The organism is Streptomyces inhibens, from assembly GCF_022221585.1.
Lineage (GTDB): Bacteria > Actinomycetota > Actinomycetes > Streptomycetales > Streptomycetaceae > Streptomyces > Streptomyces inhibens.
In genome coordinates this window covers 4,704,208-4,722,095 of record NZ_CP084681.1, presented here as the reverse complement: position 1 = coordinate 4,722,095, position 17,888 = coordinate 4,704,208, and the positions used below count along the sequence as shown (strand labels likewise).

The 17,888-nt window shown below is 70.1% G+C and carries 15 protein-coding genes, 1 tRNA gene and 3 pseudogenes; 11 read left to right on the top strand and 8 right to left on the bottom strand.

Annotated features, from left to right (window positions below):
* Positions 1-113 precede the first annotated feature (113 nt).
* From KI385_RS21550 to KI385_RS21535, 4 genes are all read left to right on the top strand, one after another.
* Positions 114-464 carry a metallopeptidase family protein gene (locus tag KI385_RS21550; protein WP_181924054.1) on the top strand — a complete coding sequence of 117 codons (351 nt, stop codon included), beginning with the start codon at positions 114-116 and terminating at the stop codon, positions 462-464.
* A gap of 100 nt (positions 465-564) precedes the next feature.
* Positions 565-1,296, top strand: coding sequence for a hypothetical protein (locus KI385_RS21545; RefSeq protein WP_238573821.1), 732 nt, complete (start codon positions 565-567; stop codon positions 1,294-1,296).
* A gap of 272 nt (positions 1,297-1,568) precedes the next feature.
* Positions 1,569-3,794, top strand: coding sequence for a DEAD/DEAH box helicase (locus KI385_RS21540; RefSeq protein WP_238573820.1), 2,226 nt, complete (start codon positions 1,569-1,571; stop codon positions 3,792-3,794).
* A gap of 178 nt (positions 3,795-3,972) precedes the next feature.
* Positions 3,973-4,048 (top strand) — tRNA-Lys (locus KI385_RS21535).
* 140 nt (positions 4,049-4,188) lie between these two features.
* Here KI385_RS21535 and KI385_RS21530 read toward each other — a convergent pair.
* Positions 4,189-5,691: pseudogene (locus KI385_RS21530) on the bottom strand (site-specific integrase); the annotation flags it as partial.
* Positions 5,688-6,368 (bottom strand): helix-turn-helix domain-containing protein, encoded by a 681-nt coding sequence (locus KI385_RS21525; RefSeq protein ID WP_238573819.1) that lies wholly within the window; start codon positions 6,366-6,368, stop codon positions 5,688-5,690. The pseudogene KI385_RS21530 and the gene KI385_RS21525, both read right to left, overlap by 4 nt.
* A gap of 94 nt (positions 6,369-6,462) precedes the next feature.
* Between KI385_RS21525 and KI385_RS21520 the strand changes: the two genes are divergently transcribed.
* The 5 genes and pseudogenes from KI385_RS21520 to KI385_RS21500 all read left to right on the top strand — a co-directional run bounded on the left by KI385_RS21520 (position 6,463) and on the right by KI385_RS21500 (position 11,561).
* Positions 6,463-6,693 carry a hypothetical protein gene (locus KI385_RS21520; protein WP_129280715.1) on the top strand — a complete coding sequence of 77 codons (231 nt, stop codon included), beginning with the start codon at positions 6,463-6,465 and terminating at the stop codon, positions 6,691-6,693.
* 233 nt (positions 6,694-6,926) lie between these two features.
* A pseudogene (locus KI385_RS21515) lies at positions 6,927-8,163 on the top strand (DUF3631 domain-containing protein).
* A 181-nt stretch (positions 8,164-8,344) separates the two neighbouring features.
* Positions 8,345-9,151: a DUF2637 domain-containing protein gene (locus KI385_RS21510; RefSeq protein WP_238573818.1), complete on the top strand. Its 807-nt coding sequence runs from the start codon at positions 8,345-8,347 to the stop codon at positions 9,149-9,151.
* A gap of 93 nt (positions 9,152-9,244) precedes the next feature.
* Positions 9,245-9,856 (top strand): MobC domain-containing protein, encoded by a 612-nt coding sequence (locus KI385_RS44225; RefSeq protein ID WP_342593467.1) that lies wholly within the window; start codon positions 9,245-9,247, stop codon positions 9,854-9,856.
* 4 nt (positions 9,857-9,860) lie between these two features.
* Entirely contained in the window at positions 9,861-11,561 is a 1,701-nt protein-coding gene (locus tag KI385_RS21500; RefSeq protein WP_238573817.1) for a relaxase family protein, read from the top strand.
* On the opposite strand, the gene KI385_RS21495 is transcribed toward KI385_RS21500, so the two are convergent.
* The 6 genes and pseudogenes from KI385_RS21495 to KI385_RS21470 form a co-directional block, all read right to left on the bottom strand.
* The gene (locus KI385_RS21495) at positions 11,541-12,398 is read right to left on the bottom strand and encodes an aminoglycoside phosphotransferase family protein (RefSeq protein ID WP_238573816.1); all 858 of its coding nucleotides are present in this window, start codon (positions 12,396-12,398) and stop codon (positions 11,541-11,543) included. The two genes, KI385_RS21500 and KI385_RS21495, sit on opposite strands and share 21 nt — an antisense overlap.
* A 6-nt stretch (positions 12,399-12,404) precedes the next feature.
* Positions 12,405-13,577, bottom strand: coding sequence for a cupin domain-containing protein (locus KI385_RS21490; protein ID WP_238573815.1), 1,173 nt, complete (start codon positions 13,575-13,577; stop codon positions 12,405-12,407).
* A 173-nt stretch (positions 13,578-13,750) separates the two neighbouring features.
* A complete protein-coding gene (locus tag KI385_RS21485) occupies positions 13,751-13,948 on the bottom strand; it encodes a hypothetical protein (RefSeq protein ID WP_238573814.1) in 198 nt (65 codons plus the stop codon).
* Position 13,949: 1 nt separating this feature from the next.
* Complete coding sequence (locus KI385_RS21480) at positions 13,950-14,333, bottom strand: DUF6415 family natural product biosynthesis protein (protein ID WP_238573813.1); 384 nt, start codon at positions 14,331-14,333, stop codon at positions 13,950-13,952.
* Between the two features lie 157 nt (positions 14,334-14,490).
* Positions 14,491-15,501 (bottom strand): XRE family transcriptional regulator, encoded by a 1,011-nt coding sequence (locus tag KI385_RS21475; protein ID WP_238577784.1) that lies wholly within the window; start codon positions 15,499-15,501, stop codon positions 14,491-14,493.
* 114 nt (positions 15,502-15,615) lie between these two features.
* Positions 15,616-15,804, bottom strand: a pseudogene (locus KI385_RS21470) (helix-turn-helix domain-containing protein); the annotation flags it as partial.
* 533 nt (positions 15,805-16,337) lie between these two features.
* Between KI385_RS21470 and KI385_RS21465 the strand changes: the two are divergent.
* Both KI385_RS21465 and KI385_RS21460 read left to right on the top strand, forming a co-directional pair.
* On the top strand, positions 16,338-16,685 hold the full coding sequence (locus KI385_RS21465) for a PadR family transcriptional regulator (protein WP_238573812.1): 348 nt from the start codon (positions 16,338-16,340) through the stop codon (positions 16,683-16,685).
* Entirely contained in the window at positions 16,610-17,425 is an 816-nt protein-coding gene (locus KI385_RS21460) for a hypothetical protein (RefSeq protein WP_238573811.1), read from the top strand. The genes KI385_RS21465 and KI385_RS21460 overlap by 76 nt, the downstream gene beginning before the upstream one ends.
* Positions 17,426-17,888 lie beyond the last annotated feature (463 nt).

The following is a 17,888-nucleotide window of genomic DNA, read 5'->3' as shown; positions in this document are numbered from 1 at the left end:
GTATGCCCGCCATGGCGGCCGTTAAGCCGGGGGCGTCGGCTCCGGTTCGTGCTGCGGTGCGGCGGGCGGGCCGCGACGATCGGATGCGGGGCCGGGTAGCGGAGAATGGTGGTGTGCTGGAAATGACGCGCGAGGAGTTCGAGGAACTGGTCGCCGAGTCGCTGGACCGGATCCCGCCGGAGCTGACCCGGCTGATGGACAATGTGGCGGTCTTCGTCGAGGACGAACCCCCGGCGGAGGACCCTGAGCTGCTCGGGCTGTACGAGGGGACACCGCTGACCGACCGTGGGGAGTGGTACGCGGGCGTGCTGCCGGACCGGATCACCATCTACCGGGGGCCGACGCTGCGGATGTGCGCCACACGCGAAGACGTGGTCGCGGAGACCGAGGTGACGGTCGTTCATGAGATCGCGCACCACTTCGGGATCGACGACGAGCGGCTCCACGCGCTCGGCTACGGCTGAGGCGATCGGCCGGGCGCCGCGCGTGTCCTCAAGCGGGGGGCGGGAGTTGGGCAGGGCGTCCGTGTCGCCGTCCCTGCGCTCCGGATCCGGAGGTCCCGCCGTGCGCCCGCGCCCTTACCGTCACCCGTCCCCGACGCCGCCCCCTGCCCCTGTCTCCACCCCTGCCGTCTCCGTCTCCACCCCCGTCCCCGTCTCTCTCCCCGCGGACGTCCCCGCCCCCGCCTCGCCGCAGCCGCCGGCGAGCCGTGTGCGCTCCCGGGTCGTCGCCGCGGCGGTGACCGTCTCCGCGCTGGCCGTCTCGCTGGCCGGCTGTATGAGCGTGAGCGATCCGGAGGAGCAGAAGCCGTCCGGCAGCACCACGCGCCATGACGGCAAGGACGCCGCGCCCGGCCCTGGCGGCGTGACCGTGGACGGCCGCGGCACCGGGCCGCACCGTATGGGCCGCAGTGGTCCGGCTCACCCGGCCGGCGGTGACGAGAAGGCGGGCGACCCGTCGGGGAGCGCCACACCGACGCCGTCCGAGCCCGCTACGCCCTCCAGCCCGGTGCAGCCGTCGGGCCCGGAGCCCGGCGCGGGCGGGGGCGGGGGCCATGGCTCCGGCGGAAACGGCGGACGCCCCGGCCACGTGCACCCGTCGCCGTCGCACCCCGACCGGCCGTCCACACCGCCCGCCTCGCCCGCGCCCAGTACGCCCCCCGCCCAGCCGAGCCCGCCGGCGACCGGCTCCGCGCCGCCGCCGCCGAGCTCTCAGGCGTCCGGACCGTCCCCCGTCTCACCGATGGCGTCGGAGGCGGAATCGGCGGCGGAGGCGAGCGAGGACGAAGGGGCGTGACGGGTTTCACGCAGGGCGGGTGGAGGGCGCGTAGGCTGGTCGGGCGGCCGCGAAGGCACCGGCCGGAAGGCCATGGCCAGAGGGCCATTTGCCATCCGGGGGGCGGAGTGCGTATGGTGGTAGATCGTTTGATCCCATTTGCCCGGCGCCAGAAAAGAAGCGCGCCGCGTGGCGCGTTCTCTCCCTTGCCGTGGCTGACCGCATAGAGGCGGTCGTGTGAAACACACGGAGTTTGGGCGCGTGCCGAGACTCCGGAAGGTTTCGCATTTCGCATGTCCATTTCCACTGAGCAGTCCGTCATGCCCGCGTTCGATGAGCAGGACGAGCAGACGGCCCCCGAGGTGACCGCGGTCGACGCGGCGCCCGAGATCTCCGCCGCGGCGGAGTCCGACACCGACGCCGACACCGACACCGTCACGTTCGCCGACCTCGGACTGCCCGAGGGCGTCGTCCGCAAGCTCGCGCAGAACGGCGTCACCACCCCCTTCCCGATCCAGGCCGCGACCATCCCGGACGCGCTGGCCGGCAAGGACATCCTCGGCCGTGGCCGCACCGGCTCCGGCAAGACCCTCTCCTTCGGTCTGCCGACCCTGGCGCAGCTCGCCGGCGGCCACACCGAGAAGAAGAAGCCCCGCGCGGTCATCCTGACCCCGACCCGCGAGCTGGCGATGCAGGTCGCCGACGCCCTCCAGCCCTACGGCGACGTCCTCGGCCTGAAGATGAAGGTCGTCTGCGGCGGTACGTCCATGGGCAACCAGATCTACGCCCTGGAGCGCGGCGTCGACGTCCTCGTCGCCACCCCGGGCCGGCTGCGCGACATCATCAACCGTGGCGCCTGCTCCCTGGAGAACGTCCAGGTCGCCGTCCTCGACGAGGCCGACCAGATGTCCGACCTGGGCTTCCTGCCCGAGGTCACCGAGCTGCTCGACCAGGTGCCGGCCGGCGGTCAGCGGATGCTCTTCTCCGCCACGATGGAGAACGAGATCGGCACGCTGGTCAAGCGCTACCTGAGCAACCCGGTCAGCCACGAGGTCGACAGCGCCCAGGGCAATGTCACCACCATGACCCACCACGTCCTCGTCGTGAAGCCGAAGGACAAGGCGCCGGTCACCGCCGCCATCGCCGCCCGCAAGGGCCGCACCATCATCTTCGTCCGTACGCAGCTGGGCGCCGACCGTATCGCCGAGCAGCTCGTCGACGCGGGCGTGAAGGCGGACGCGCTGCACGGCGGTATGACGCAGGGCGCCCGCACCCGGGTGCTCGCGGACTTCAAGGACGGCTACGTCAACGCGCTGGTCGCCACCGACGTCGCCGCCCGCGGTATCCACGTCGACGGCATCGACCTGGTCCTGAACGTCGACCCGGCCGGTGACCACAAGGACTACCTGCACCGCTCGGGCCGTACCGCCCGCGCCGGCCAGTCCGGCACCGTCGTCTCGCTGTCGCTGCCGCACCAGCGCCGCCAGATCTTCCGCCTGATGGAGGACGCCGGTGTGGACGCCTCGCGTCACATCGTCGGCGGCTCCGGTGCCTTCGACGAGGATGTGGCCCGGATCACCGGCGCCCGCTCGCTCACCGAGGTGCAGGCCGAGTCCGCCAACAACAGCGCCAAGCAGGCCGAGCGCGAGGTGAGCGAGCTCACCCGCGAGCTGGAGCGTCTGCAGCGCCGCGCCACCGAGCTGCGCGAGGAGGCGGACCGGCTGACCGCCCGTGCCGCCCGCGAGCGCGGTGAGGACCCGGCCGAGGCGCTTGCCGCCGCTGCCGAGATCACCGAGGCCGAGGCCGCTGCCGAGGCCGTCGTGCCGGCCCAGGCCGTCGCGTCGGACGAGCGCCGCTCGGCCCCCGCCGACCGCCGCGACGACCGGGGCAACTTCGACCGCCGTGACCGTCGTGACGACCGCTCCGGTGGCCGTTCCTTCGACCGTGACCGTCGTGACGACCGTGGCGACCGTGGTGGCTTCAACCGTGACCGTCGTGACGACCGCCCCGCCGGCCGTTCCTTCGACCGTGACCGTCGTGACGACCGCTCCGGTGGCCGTTCCTTCGACCGTCGTGACGACCGCTCCGGTGGTGGCTTCAACCGCGACCGCCGTGACGACCGCTCCGGTGGTGGCTTCAACCGCGACCGTCGTGACGACCGCCCCGCCGGCCGTTCCTTCGACCGTGACCGTCGTGACGACCGCTCCGGTGGCCGTTCCTTCGACCGTCGTGACGACCGCTCCGGTGGTGGCTTCAACCGCGACCGCGGCGACCGTCCGAGCCGTCCGTTCAACCGTGACGACCGCTCCACCGGCCGTCCGGCCTCCGGTGGCTACCGCTCCGGCGGCGGCGACCGTCCGTTCAACCGTGACGACCGCTCCGGTGGCCGTCCGGCCGCCGGCGGCCACCGCACCGGTGGCGACCGCCCGTACGGCCGCCGTGACGACCACCGTGGCGCCACGACCGGCGGCTCCTACGGCCGCCGTGACGACAAGCCGCGCTGGAAGCGCAACGGCTGATCGCCAGCTCTGATCGCAGGGCCCGTACGGCACGCAAGTGCCGTACGGGCCCTGTGTGTTGGGGGGTGCGGACAGCGCGTCGGCGGGCCCGTCACAGGGGTTCGCGGCACCCCGCCGAGCACCCCGATACCTAATGCCTTCGGGCTGTGGCACGTCCTCGGGCTATGCTGCTCGGTGCGGGCCATTAGCTCAATTGGCAGAGCAGTGGACTTTTAATCCATTGGTTCAGGGTTCGAGCCCCTGATGGCCCACCATCATCGGTCGGGGAAACCTCCTCCGACCTGCAAGGCAGCGCTCCCATCGGCTCCGGCCGGTCGGGGCGCTGTTTCGTTTTCGGCTTGTGCGTGAGCGATGCGTGAGCGCGAGCGCCGGGGCCCTCGGCAACGGGTCCTGTCCGGCGGCTCCTCGGGACGAGCTGCGCCGCCCTCTCGGCTATCTCGCGGTCGAGTTCGGGCAGCAGGCTCGTGTACGTGTCCGAGGTCAGGGCGATGGTGGAGTGGCGCAGGACCTCTTTCACCGTGTGGATGTCCCCGCCGCCTCCGTGCGTCAGGGTGGCCGCGACGTGGCGCAGATCGCGAAGCGTTATCGGCGGGAGGGCCGTTGACGCCAGAATGCGGCGGAAGGTCTCGGAGACGGTTTCCGGGTGCAGGGACGAGCCGTCTTCCTGGGTGAAGACCTTGCCCGTGTCCTGCCACGCGGAGCCCCACGCCAGGCGCTCCGCGCCCTGCCGGGCCTTGTGGGCCCGCAGAACGGCCAGATTCAGGCTGTCGAGCGCGATCGTGCCGGCACTGCCGTCGGTCTTGGGCGCGGACTCGTACGGGGCCCAGCCATCCACCACGATCTCCTTGGCGGGAGTGATCAGCCCCGCCTCCAGATCGATGTCCGTCCACTCCTGACCGACGCCCTCACCGCGCCGCAAGCCGCGGGTCCCGACGAGGTGGAAGAACGGGTACAGGCGGTCGCCCTCGGCGGAGTCGAGGAAGACACCGAACTGTGCCGGTGTCCACACCATGACGGGGCTCGGCAGCCTGCCCGTCTCGCGCCAGCGGCGAACGCGCTCCTCTGTCCAGAGCAAGGGCTTCGGCCGCTTGCCGGATTCGAGTTCGACGTGGGCCGCCGGGTTGAACGCGATGAGTTGCTGGGCGATGGCGGCGTTCAGGGCAGCGCGCAGAGTCCGGCGGATGGCCTGCCGGGTGGCAGGGCCGTTCAGCTTCCGGAACGGCTTCATCTCGGCCAGCTTTTGCTGCTCCTCGGCCAAGCGTGTCCGCTCGGCGGCGGTGGGCCGCCCCGGCTTGCTCGGCTTGCATCGAGCGATCTGCTCGCTGCGGGCCAGGTTCTCGGCCTCGATCACCTCGTTCTGGAGCGCGATGGCATCGAACATCTCCACCAAGTGCCCGACGTGGAGACGGTCGAGGCGGATGTGCCCGATGCGCGGCTTGAGGTGGACACGGATGTGCGACGCGTAGCCGTTGAGCGTCGTCTTGCGCCGCTTCTTGGAGGCGAACCACGAGTCGAGCCACTCCCCGACGGTGATGGTGCCACGCAGAGCCAGGCCGGCCCTCAGCCGTCGGCGAGTCCCCTCCGGCTCGGGTAGCGGTGCCTTCTCGTCGGCGATCTCCTCCAGCATGGTGGTCAGCCGCTCAGTGCTGTCCGGGTCGTCCTGGTCGACGAGAGCGAGCAGCGCGCGTATGTGGTCGAGGTCGGCCTGGGCGGCCTTGAGGCTCTCGTAGCCGGCGCGGCTGAAGGAGCGGCGGGTGCCGTCTTCGCGGGGCGGGAGTTCCTGGCGTATCGAGTAGGAGCCGTGCTTGCGGCTGCTGAGCTTGGGGCAGTTCTTGCCGAGCGGCTTGCCGGTCTTGGGGTCACGGCAGTAGCAACGGCGGTGCGTGGAGCCCTTCAAAGGCGTTCCTCCAGTGTGGTGTTGGTGTCGTCCTCGGGCGGGTCGACGTCGGCCAGTGCGGGTGGCAGGTCGGGTGGGGTGGCTCCGTTGTCGCGGAGGTCCCGGCGGAGATAGCGGAGGTGGTACTTGGCGGAGAGGGCCTGGTCGGCGTACTTGGCCCGCCTGCCTTCGGCTTCTTCCTGCTGGGCGGGGTTGGTTGCCGCTTCGGCAGTGAACCGCGCCCGTTCTTCCTCTTCGATTGCGGCCAGGGCGGTGCCGACGAGGTCGGCGTGGGCTTCGAAGTCGGGCACCAGGCCCGCGTCATGGCCGGGCACGTCCTGTTCGCCGGTGAAGCGCCGCAGGGCGTCCCAGGTGGGTACGAGGTCCTGGAACGGGAGTTCCTGGGTCTGGTCGACGTATCCGACCGGGAAGATCAGGCATGCCGGGTAGGTCTCCAGGGCGGCGGCCAGGACCATGACGTCCACCAGCGGGAGGCTGGCCCGGCGCCCGGACTCCATGTTGGCGATCACGTTGCGTGGGATGGGGTGCCCGAGCCTCTCGCACTGGTCGGCCAGATCCTGAGCGCTCCATCCCATCTCCTTCCTTCTCCGCCGGACTTCGCCGGCCACGTTGGCCTTGACCCGGTCCTCCCACTCAGGGAAGCCGTCCTCTTCATCATCAACAACGCTCTGTGTCATGTAGACACATTAGCTTGAGGATCCTGGTTGGTAGACGCCTGGAGCCGGACGTGAGGGCCACGTTCGCCGAGGGCTGTACCGAAAGGGGCGCCGTATGCGCGAAAACGCCGCAGCCGGACGAATGAACGGGATGAGCCGGGAAGATCTGCTTGCGCTTCCGGTCGCCGTTGACCTGGAGACCAGCAATCGCGCCTTGGGGCTCGGCCGGAGCAAGGGCTACGAGCTGGCGAAGCGGGGCGCATACCCGTGCAAGGTCCTGCGGCTCGGCAACGCCTACCGGGTGGTGACTGCGGATCTGCTGGATCTACTCGGTTTGGCGGCGTGAAGGGGCGGCAGCGTAGCAGGCGATTCTGCGTTGAGCTGACACAGAACCGCTGGACTGTTGGCGGGGGTGGACGTACGGTCCGTGTTCCCTCGCGATGGCCTGGTGCCCGCGAGACGGGGAGGGGCCCACGGCGGTGCAACGCCGGAGGCCCCAGCAACCCCGAACGGCCCGTCAAGAACCAACCCGGCGGCAAGGGCGTGCAAGCCCGCCACCGCCAGACGAGGAGCTGCCCTGTGGAACATGCGGGAGCCGAGCCCTATTCCGACTCCGACAAGCCCGTATGGCCGCCTGTCGCCGTCCCCGGCCAGCCGAGTGACGCCCCATCTCTGCCGTCACCGGAAGAGCCGCCCACCGTCATACCCAACCCCACCCCGGTATCCGAAGGCGAGCGGGTGCTGACGGAGCTGCGGGAGCAGATCCGTCGGTACGTCGTGCTGCCGGGTGAGGAAGCCTTCACGGCGGTAACCCTGTGGATTGCAGCGACCCATCTGCAGACGGCATGGCAGCACGCTCCGCGGCTGGCCGTCGTGGGGCCGGCCAAGCGGTGCGGCAAGTCGCGGCTCCTGGACGTGATTACCGAGAGCGTCCATGATCCGCTGATCACGGTCAACGCCTCGGCTGCGGCGGTGTTCCGGTCGATCACCGACACCCCGCCGACGCTGTTGGTTGACGAGGCCGACACGCTTTTCGGCTCCGTGAAGGTCGCGGAGAAGAACGAAGAGATGCGCGGCCTGCTCAACGCGGGACACCAGCGCAACCGCCCCACCCTCCGGGTCTCCGGCCCCAACCACGAGGTCGCGAAGTTCCCCACCTTCGTGATGGCAGCCCTCGCGGGTATCGGTGACCTGCCCGACACGATCATGGACCGGTCGATCGTCATCCGGATGCGGCGCCGCAGGCCGGGCGAGAAGGTGGCGGAGTTCCGCACCTTCTCGCCCGGCCCTCCACGCGCTGCGCGACCGGTTCGTCGCCTGGCTGGCACCGCTCCACGCCGACGCGATGGAGCTGACGCCGACCATGCCGGTAGAAGACCGCGCGGCTGATACCTGGCAGCCGCTGGTCTCCATCGCTGACCTCGCCGGAGGCCAGTGGCCCGACCTCGCCCGCGCCGCCTGCCGGGTCATGGCCAAACACGAGGCCGAGCACGACCAGGACAGCAGCAGCCTGGGCATCCGCCTCCTGGCCGACATCCGCCGCGCCTTCGCCACCGAAGGCAACCCACCCGCGCTCCGCACCAGCCGCCTCCTCGACATCCTCAACCAGGACGACGAGACGCCCTGGCCGGAGCACACCGCCAACGGCCTCACCCCTCGCGGCCTGCAGATCCTGCTCAAGGAGCACGGCATCAGCTCGGCAACCCGCCGCTTCCACGGCAACGCCCAGGCCAAGGGCTTCACCCGCCTGCAGTTCGCCGACTCTTGGGCGCGCTACTGTCCCGAGCCCACGCCGGAATCCACGACCGGCGCCTGACCCGGCACGACTCGTCGCGACTCGTCTCCACGCAGGTCAGCGCAGGGACGAGTCGGAGACCGACAACGAGTCGACTCGACATCACCGCCGCACCCGTACCTGCTCTGACCAGGCGTGCAACGAGTCGCGACGAGTCCCCCAGACCACGGCCACATCAGCCCCGCATTCTGGAGCACCACGCTTGCCTGCACCGCGCACCACCCCATCCGCTTCCCCGGTGCCGCTGGCCGCTGCGATCCGCATGGGTGTGGCGCTACTGGCTGTGGCGGCCTTCGCGCTCTCCTACGACGCCCTGCGTCAGATGGCCGCCGCCAGCCACATCCACCCGGCGCTCACCTACGCCTTCCCGCTCGTCATCGACGGGTTCATCGCCATAGGGATCGGCGCCTTGCTCACCCTGCGGGAAGCGCCTCTGTCCGCCCGCCTCTATGTCTCGGCGCTGGTCGGCATCGCGACCGCCACAAGCATCTGGGCCAACGTCCTGCATGCCATCCGCCTCAACGAGCAGGCCCGCCACACACGACTTGCCCTCGACGACATCACCGTCGGCGTCATCTCCGCCATCGCCCCACTCGCCCTGGCCGGAGCCGTTCACTTCTACCTTCTCGTCGCCCGGCGCCCGACCGCCCCCGACACCGAGGGCCACCGCCACAACAACAGCCACACACACGCCAGGGGAAACACGGCCAGCGCCACAGCACCGCTCCCCGCCACGAATGCCAAGACCGTGGATGAACCGGCAACCAAGCAAGTGGCGGAAGCCGCGCACCAGCACGGCAGGCTCGGAGGCAACCAGCCAAGCCTCTCCCTGGAAGAGGCCGTCGACATCGGCCGCACAGCCCCCCTCGGCCGGGCCAGGCGCGTCTCGCGCCGCAACATCGAAAAGGCGATCCGCGACAAGGGATTCGGCATCTCCCGCAGCCGCCTGGATGAAGTCAAGAACCTGCTGCAGGCCGAACTCGACCAGGCCGCCGCAGGTACCGGCTGAACCCCACATCCCACGTCACCCCTGCCCGCCTCTCCCGCGCATCAGCACGAGAGGGGCGGGCCCTCACCCGCACCACCGCTCGTAGGAGCCCACATGCATGACCCAAATGACGAACTCGAACTCCCCTCGTCCCAGCAGCGGACGACCACCGCCCCAGCTTCAGACGCAGCAAGTTGTGGGGTAAGGAGTCCTTACCCGGCTTCCGCCCCAGGGGAGGCGGAGGCGTCCGGCGCCGAAGGGACGCCGGAGTCGGCCGGCCCGGGGGAGCCGACCGAGGGAGAGGCCAGCCAGTCGTCGCCGAGCGCGCCACCAGAGTCTGCCCCGCGTCGCCGTCTGCGTGAGCCCCAGCTGCGTGAGAAGCGTGTCCACCCCCGCTACAACGACGACGAGTTCGGCCTCGTCCAGAATGCCGCTGACCTGAGTCACATGGCGCTCGGCGGCTACGTCGCCGAGTCGTCGCTCGCTGCTGCCCGCTCCGACGACCCCACCGCAGCCGTCGCCGACTACCGCGCCGCGGTCAAGGCACTGATGGGCGCCAACCGCCAGCTCGCCATGGTCGGAAGCAACCTCAACCAGCTCGCCTGGCACCTCAACCAGGACCGCGCCTGGCCCCACCACGACACCGTCCACCGGCTCCTGGACCGCGTCGAAGCATCCGTCGCCGAGCTGGACACCGCCATCGACCGAGTGACCACGGGTCGGTGAGCCAGTGATACCGAAGATCATCCTCGGCAAGGGTCCACATGCCACGCGCCGCACGATCGGCTATCTCTTCGGCAAGGGCCGGGCCAACGCGCACACGGACCCCCACCTGGTGGCCTCCTGGAACGGCTTCGCCCCCGACCCCGGCCGCAGTCCGCACCGCGCCCCCAAAGTCGTGGCGGACCAGCTCGCCGCACAGCTCGACCAGCCCGTGAAGATGCTGGGTGAGAAGGCCCCGAAGTTCACCGTGTGGCACTGCCCCGTCCGTGCCGCGCCCGAGGACCCGATCCTGACCGACGCCCAGTGGGCGGATGTGGCGCGCCGGATTGTGGCTGCCGCCGGCATCGCGCCTGATGGGGATGAGGAGGCGTGCCGGTGGGTGGCGGTGCGCCACGCGGACGACCACATTCACATCGCCGCCACATTGGTGCGCCAGGACGGTCGGCGCCCGCGTCGTGGCTACGACCAGCGCGCTGTCCAGAAGGAGGCTCGGAAGATCGAAGTGGACTACGGGCTGAGGCGGCTCAAGCCGGGTGACGGCACGGCCGCCAAGCGCCCGACCAGCAAGGAGCACTTCAAGGCCAAGCGCCAGGGCCAGGACGCCACGGCGCGCGAGGTCCTGCGCCTGCGGGTACGCCGCGCGGTGGCAGCCGCGTCCAGCGAGGCCGAGTTCTTCGCGTTGCTGGAGGCGATGGGCGTGACCGTGCGGCCGAAGACCGGGCCCTCCGGCGACGTGCTCGGCTTCAGCGTCGCGCTTCCCGGCGACGTCAACAAGGACGGCGAGCCGGTGTGGTTCTCCGGCTCCACCCTGGCTGGCGACCTCTCCCTGCCCAAGATCCGCCAACGCCTCACCGACACCCGCCCCGAGCCGATCGCTGTGCGGCCGGGCGATCCGTGGCACCAGGCCACAGCCGCCACTGAGCGCATCCCCGGCCACCTCACCCGCGGTGACGACCATGTGGCCCAGGGACAGCTGGTCGCGCTCGGCGCGGTCTTGGACCTTCTGCCGGTCACCGCCCCGTCTGCGGCGAAGGCCGAACTGCGGCAGGCCGCAGCTGCCTTCGAGCGTGCCACCCGCTCCCGCATCACCGGCGATCGCGACAGCGCACGCGTCCTGCGCCGCAGCGTCCAAGCCATCTGGCGTGATCCCGGTACGGCGGGCGACGGGTCGGGGGCGGCGATACTGTTGGACTCCGCGCTCACCGCGGTGGCCTTCGCGATGCACTGGCACCGCAGGCATCAGCACGCTCAGCAGGAGGCGGCAGCCCAGCAGGCCCTCGTCCACCTCCAGGCCGCATACGGACCGGTCACCGAACCCTTACTCGGCAACCTCGCCCGCCGCGCTCCCGGCCAGCAGACCAAGCACCGCTACGCCCACCACCTCCGGCAGGCCATCCCCGAGCACGCCGAGCGCATCGTGCAGGACCGGGCCTGGGATGCACTCACCACCGTGCTTGCCGAAGCAGAGGCGAGTGGCCACAACGCGGCCACGGTCCTCGATCAGGCGCTCAGCCAGCGCTCCCTGGACGACGCCCGTCACCCCGCCCGCGCGCTGACCTGGCGCATTCAGCGCCTCGGCCAGCGCCACACCCCTGGCCCTCGAGCACAGGCCGCCGTGGCCCGCAGCACCGCGCTACAGCCCGTCGCGTCGGCCTCCGCAGCAGCCGCTCTCCCTACCTCGCAGCGCTCACCGGCCCGACGGCGCTGATCCGGGCCGTGAGTCCTTCAGCCGAGCGAGGTGGTGCCGTACGCCGTCAGCCAGTTCGGCGTAGAACGGCACGCGTGCGGCTGCCTGGAGGATTTCCGTGCAGGCGGTCAGTTCACCGATCCGGCCGGCCGGGGTGTCCAGTACATGAGCGAACTCCTTGCGGATGCGCTCGGCGACGTCCGGCACCGGCAGGGAGTGCAGGTAGAGGTTCGCGGCGTCGTAGCCGAGGGGCGCCGTGCCCCAGCCCTCCCAGTCCAGAAGGGTCAGGGCAGGGCCGGTGAGGTTGGCCCAGTGGAGGTCGCCGTGGGCCGTGGTCCAGGTGATCTCGCCAGGGGTGGCGCCGGTGAACTCCGGTACGCGACGGCGGATGTACTGCTCGCGCACCGCCTGACGGTCCGTGCGAACAAGCGCGATGTGTGTCAGCGCCTGGTGGAGCTCTTGCCACCAGGCGTCCGGGAGATCTGCGTGGTGGTGGAGTACCGGGCCCTTGGCCGCGGGCGGCGCCGCGACGAACTCGTAGTGCTCCGCCCGGTAGTCCCAGCCGTCTGCCGACCAGTCGTACAGGCCGAGCAGCCGGGGCCGGGGCACCGCCGGTGGCATGGACCGTTCAGCCTCCCGGGGGCCTTCCCACAACTTCCCGCCGCTCTTCTCCTGGGGGTCACTCACCAGTCGCAGCCATGCAGCACCCGTGGGCGTGTGAACGGCCCCGGAGAGCGTCCTGCCCGCATATCCCCATACTTCTCCGCCCGTGGTGTCGGCGAGGCCCAGCAGGGCACACACGTGGCCGCGGGCGGAGAGCATGCGGTCCCTGACGGCAGGCTCAGGGGCAGTGAACATCGTCGGCTACCTTCTCCGGCTGACAGCGGCGACACCGGCCTCGACCAGCTCGGAGACAAGGGCTGCGACGTGGCCGACGGGGAGCCCCGAGATTACCGACAGTTCGCCCAGGGTTGCGGTGGTTCTGTCAAGGAGGAGCTTGATCACGGCGAGGACCGGCCTGCTGAACGTCCACTCCTGACCGCCGGCGCTGAACACGACGTGGCCGACCTCGTCCACGCCGTACCAGGCTCCGGCAGCGGTGAGCCGGACGGACAGGCTCCCGTCCGCGGGGATGCCGTCCACGAACGGCAGTGACGGCATCGGCCGGCCAGGGTCCGTGCTCCCCCGTGCGTTGATGAACTCCTCGATCACCCCCTCGTGCAGGGCGTCGCCGAACTCCTTGCGCAAGGCTTGGAGATACGTGGTCCGCTCGTCCGGCGGGGCGAAGTACGGCAGGTTCGCGCGGACGGTGTTCGAGACCCGCAGGTGGTCCGCGAGCCAGGACAGGAGGTCCGCTCCGGTGGTGGGCTTGAGGCCGCAGGTCAGGTGGAGGGACCGGCCTTCGGTGGCGGCGACGGCGTGCCACCACCCGCGGGGCAGATAGAGCATGTCGCCGGCCTTGAGCACGATTTCTGCGACCGGGTTCCCGGTTGGTGGCTCGGGTGCCTCGGTGTCGACGCGCAGCGGGTCGACTCGGGTGGCGCCGTAGAGCTTCCACCGCTTGGCGCCTTCGAGTTGGAGGACCACCACATCGTGGTCGTCCCAGTGCACTCCGAAGCCTTCCTTCGGAGTCCATGAGGCGTAGAGGTTGACCTGCACATCGGTGCGGAAGTGCCGCTCCAGTGCGGTCGCGAGGTCTTCCACGCCGGGGTGCAGTGCGTCCACGGCGTCTAGGACGAGCGAGGCGCCGTCCTTGAGCTGGTGGTGCAGGTTGGCGGGCTCGATCCGGTGCCAGACCGTGTGGCGCTTGGACACCACGGGGTGGGCGTAGCGGTGTTGCGGGATCTGGTTGCCGTCGTTGAAGAGCCGCAGCCGTGGGGGTTCGAGGCGGTGCCGGGCGATGATCTGGTTGAGGTCGTCCCAGGTGAACAGGTCCGAGAAGTCGCCGACGTGCGGCCAGAGGCGATAGGTGCGGCCGAACGCCTCGGCGGGGAAGTCCCCGCCGAGGCTCCGGACCGCCGAGGAGATGGCGGTCATCTACGGCTCCGATCAGTCGTTGCCGTCGCCCTTGCCGGTGCCGCCGCCGTCGCTCAGCCGGTCCTGGCTGCGGGCGGCCTGCACGGAACGCTTCGAGACGATCAGGTCGTTCATCACATGTTCCTTTCTCTCCGGTTCTCCCACCGGGGTTCCGGCGGGAAATCTGTGGGCGCCTAGACGGGCGGCGCCGGGTCGGTGTCGGGTACGGAGACCGGGGCTGTCAGGGTGTGGTCCGCGTCCTGCTGCACGGTCAGGGTCAGGAGCGTGAGGGTGGCCGACGCACCCAGCAGCCACAGACGCCCCAGCCAGATGTCCAGCCGCGGCTCCCCGCTTCGGTGGCGGCCCCTGGCTCCGTGCTCGGACCGCGTCACTTCACGCCCCCTGTTCGTGGTGGATCTGGCGGAGCAGCTGCTGAACGGACCGGGCCAGCGACTGAAGGCGACGGGCGGCCGACACCAGCCCATCGCCAGGCCCGGACCGCAGCTGGATCTGGGCGTTGTCGATCTGGGCGTGTTCCCGGTACCAGGCGACCTCGCCCGGCCGGTGCTCTTGGACGTGCTCCTTGGCCTGTCTGATCAGCGGGCCGAGATGGCCCTTGAGGGTGTCGATCAGCCGGAGGACTTCGTCATACGGGGGGAGGATGATGGTGGAGCGCAGAGCTGCGGCAATGTCCGCCTGGATCTGGTCGATGCCGTCGGTGCCCGCCGGGCGCAACTGACCCGGCAGCGGCTGCTGATCGGCACGGGTGGCATCCATGGTGCAACTCCTCGAAGACGGTGGTGGTCGTCACCGCCGCCAGGGGCGAGGAAAGGCCGGCCGTACGCGGCCCCTGGCGGCTGAGTACGAGTCAACCGCCGGAGCAACAGGCAGATCCGCAACCAGGTTGCGAGGTAGTAATCCCTTTGCGGGTGGGTCAGTTGACGGCCATGCCCGCGCGGGCGGCGAACGCCCGGACGCCCGGGAGGGTCCGGTCATGCCGGAGCAGACCGCCGGCGAGGCTCTTGACCGACCCGCGCCGGATCTCCTGTGGTGCGGCCCGTTCGGCCGCCAGCAGAGCCCGGTAGCACTGCTCGGGCTTGCCCCACTGGTCGAAGCAACGGGCCACGTCAGTGAAGAAGCGCCCCTGCCGTTCGGCGGTCGGCAGGGCCGCGGGGTTGATGGTCCGGGCGAGGTCGATCGCCTGCCCGGCGTCACCGAGCAGGTAGTGGACGGAAAGCTGGTGCAGCAGCACTTGCTGGGTACCGGTGTCCGTGCGGGCCTCGGGGCTCGTCCGGCCGGCTTCCGCCGTCTCGGTGGCCTCACCGATCAGTGCGTGTGCGGTGGCCCGGTCGCCCCTCTTCGCTGCCGTGTACGCGGCAGTGGCCAGCAGCGAGCCGTGCGCGGCCAGCCGGGCTACCTCGGGGGTACGGCGGTCCGCGCGAACGTCCTGGGCGGCCCTGACGGCGATGTCGGTGGCGCGTGCGAGATGGCCTTGGCGACGCCACGCGCTGGAGACCATCCGGTGCGCCTCGGCGATCGTCAGGGCGTCCCCGCCGATCCGCGCAGAGGTCAGCGCACGGTCCGCGGTGATCGCCACCAGGCCATCCTCGCCGAGCTTGATGCACAACCGCGTGGCGATGTTGTAGAGGTCGGCCACCGCGGTGGCCGACCTCTCCGCCGGCTCCAGGGCTTGAGCCTGGGCGATCCGGCCAGGCAGGTTACGGGCCAGCGTGTCGTACCGGGCGGCTCGGAATTCCTGCCGGGACGCCTTCACTTCGGCAGCGACGCCGGCCGGTGACACCTCACCACGCTTCGGCACGGTGGCAATGCCGTAGAGCAGGTGGTCTTCCAGGGGCGCGAGAGTGCTGGCCTCGGCCGGAGAGGCACTGGCCAGCGGGGACGTGAAGACCACCGCCGCAGCGGCCAGAAGTTCGCGGCGTCGCACGGGGTCGTCCCCCTCCTCTGGACCAAGATTGCGCACAACCCTAGCCGAGGTGGACCGACGCCGGGTCGATACCGGCGCTGGCCCAGACGGCGCGACAGCGAGAAGTTCGGCCAGAGGAATATCCAAGGCATCGGCGATCTGACGCAGTGCATCCAGGCTGTTGACCGGGATGACATCCCGCTCGACCTGAGACACCCAACTCTCCGACCGGTCGATCATCGCAGCCAGGTCCCGCTGCGGCCATCCCTTGCGCCTGCGCGCCTTGGCGATCGTCTTACCGAGTGTCAGTTCGCTCCCCGCCACTGGGCACGCCCCCCGAAGTCCCGTATTCGCATCGAGTGAGCATGCAACGGTACTGGCGGAAGAGGCCCGGCTGTAGAGGGCAAGGCAGAGGGCCAACTCTTGGATGACTCCGCCGTCCACAGCCGTCGAGGGCTTTTGCCGAACCGGCAATCCGCCGCGGCCAAGACGCGCGCACTTCCACGAGGTCGACGCCACGAGGGCCAGAAAGCCCGGACCATGTCGGGGCTTCCGCGACCCATAGCGCGTACGCGTCAACGCGCCGGATGAGAGTCAGTGGTCCACATCGCGAATGCCGACGCTCCGGTCCACGCGGCCGCATACGCAGGGACGCAGATCCTCGACGAGGCCGGGTTCACCGAAAAGCCCCCCGTGGTCCGGCTCAGGCGGAGGGGGCCAGTGAGTGCCGGTGACTTCCAAGGGTTCGCCTGCGGTGCCGGGCGGCCGAGGCGCACGTACCGCTCCCGCATAGACCTGCACTACCTTGCACCGCACTAGCTTGCAGTGCACGACTCATGCTGTGTAAGGTACTGGCCATGGAGGAAAGATCCACCCCACGCGCCCAGTGGCTACGAGGGGTGCTGGACATGTGCCTGTTGGCCTTGATGGCGGAGGGTCCGGTCTACGGGTACGAGATGACCGTCCGGCTCGCCAAGGCCGGGCTCGACGTCGCGGACGGCTCGATCTACCCGGCGCTGGCGCGTCTGCGTAAACGCGAGCTGGTCGAGATCGAACGCCGCAGCGGGGACGGGGGTCCCACCCGTACCTACTACAGGCCCAGCGAAGCGGGCATGCAGATGCTCCGGTCGTGGAGCCGCGACTGGAGCGAATTCGCCACGAGCATCGGCTCCATCATCAGCCAGACCACTCGGGAGGAATCATGACGCTGACGGTCGAGGACGCAATACACCAGGCCATGGAGACATGGCGCCGCCTCGGACTGGAACAGGAGGCGACCGATGAGATGGCCGAAGAGCTGGCAGCCGACCTGACCGCCGCCGCCTTCGACGGCCGGTCGGTCACCGACTACATCGGCGGTGACATCGACGCGCTGGCCACCTCCTGGGCGGTCGAACGCGGTCTGCTGCCTTCGCGCCCCTACCTGAAGGAGACCGCCGTCGCGGCGGCCAAGGGCGCCGCCATACCTGCCGTTGTCGCCGTCATCCTCTGGTTGGCAGGAACACCCGGTGGCCTCTTGGACCGCAGCAGTGAATCAATGACCACGCAGCTGAGCGGGCCGCCGGTGGTGGAGGTGCACAACTACCCCAATCCCGGCGTTCCTTTGATGTGGGTGGGCTGGGCCGTGTGCCTGGTTGCCGCCTTCTTCCTGATCCGGCGCGCCGTGGCCGCGAAACTCCAGCGCCAACACGACCCCGCACACGAAGAGACCTTGCGGGCCATAACCAAGGCCCTTCCCCTCATTCTCCTGGCAGCGGCCCTGACAGCCACCGCGCTCAACTTCGTGGGTGCTTACGCGTTTGACTATTTCCAGGGCATCGTCAACGTCTTGGTCGGGCCGTTCGCCATGGTCGGCGTCGTCGCGGCCGGTACCGCCTGGGTCCGGGACCGCACCTGCCCGCCCCTGAACGCGTCCCGGTTGAAGTACCGGACGTCGGCCACCTAGCCGCGGCCCCCCACGGCCGAAGGGTGCGGTCGCGCGATCGGAAGAGCCCGGCACCCTGGTCGAAGAGCGTTTCATCCCGATCTTGAGAGATGCGCGTCGAACGGCGGTCCCGATGGAGTGGTCGCGGGGCGCTCGGCGCATACGGGCCGGGGCCTCCTGAACAGCTCGTTGGTGTCGAATCACCGAGCAGCAGGAGGCCCCGGCTCCGTAGTGCTCCATGTTTATGGAAGGGCAGTCCAGTTCGGTCGCCCTGAAAAGTGACTGCCTGGCTCGCCGGTTCGGAAACACCACCGGCAACGGCTCCCGGCAGCCGCCTTTCCGACGGATAGGCCGGACGCGGAGTGGGCGGCGCTCCGGCCGCTACTGCCGGTGCCGAGCTGGATGCGGGGCCGGGGCGGACAGCCGGAGGTGTACGGCTACCGGGCGATGCTCGATGCGATCGCTACCTGATGGACAACGGCAT

What these genes read in the sequence shown, in the direction of transcription:
- KI385_RS21540 (WP_238573820.1), top strand. Translation starts at nt 1,569, where the DNA reads ATGTCCATTTCCACTGAGCAGTCCGTCATGCCCGCGTTCGATGAGCAG.
- KI385_RS21525 (WP_238573819.1), bottom strand. Translation starts at nt 6,368, where the DNA reads ATGACACAGAGCGTTGTTGATGATGAAGAGGACGGCTTCCCTGAGTGG.
- KI385_RS21520 (WP_129280715.1), top strand. Translation starts at nt 6,463, where the DNA reads ATGCGCGAAAACGCCGCAGCCGGACGAATGAACGGGATGAGCCGGGAA.
- KI385_RS44225 (WP_342593467.1), top strand. Translation starts at nt 9,245, where the DNA reads ATGCATGACCCAAATGACGAACTCGAACTCCCCTCGTCCCAGCAGCGG.
- KI385_RS21495 (WP_238573816.1), bottom strand. Translation starts at nt 12,398, where the DNA reads ATGTTCACTGCCCCTGAGCCTGCCGTCAGGGACCGCATGCTCTCCGCC.
- KI385_RS21490 (WP_238573815.1), bottom strand. Translation starts at nt 13,577, where the DNA reads ATGACCGCCATCTCCTCGGCGGTCCGGAGCCTCGGCGGGGACTTCCCC.
- KI385_RS21480 (WP_238573813.1), bottom strand. Translation starts at nt 14,333, where the DNA reads ATGGATGCCACCCGTGCCGATCAGCAGCCGCTGCCGGGTCAGTTGCGC.
- KI385_RS21465 (WP_238573812.1), top strand. Translation starts at nt 16,338, where the DNA reads ATGGAGGAAAGATCCACCCCACGCGCCCAGTGGCTACGAGGGGTGCTG.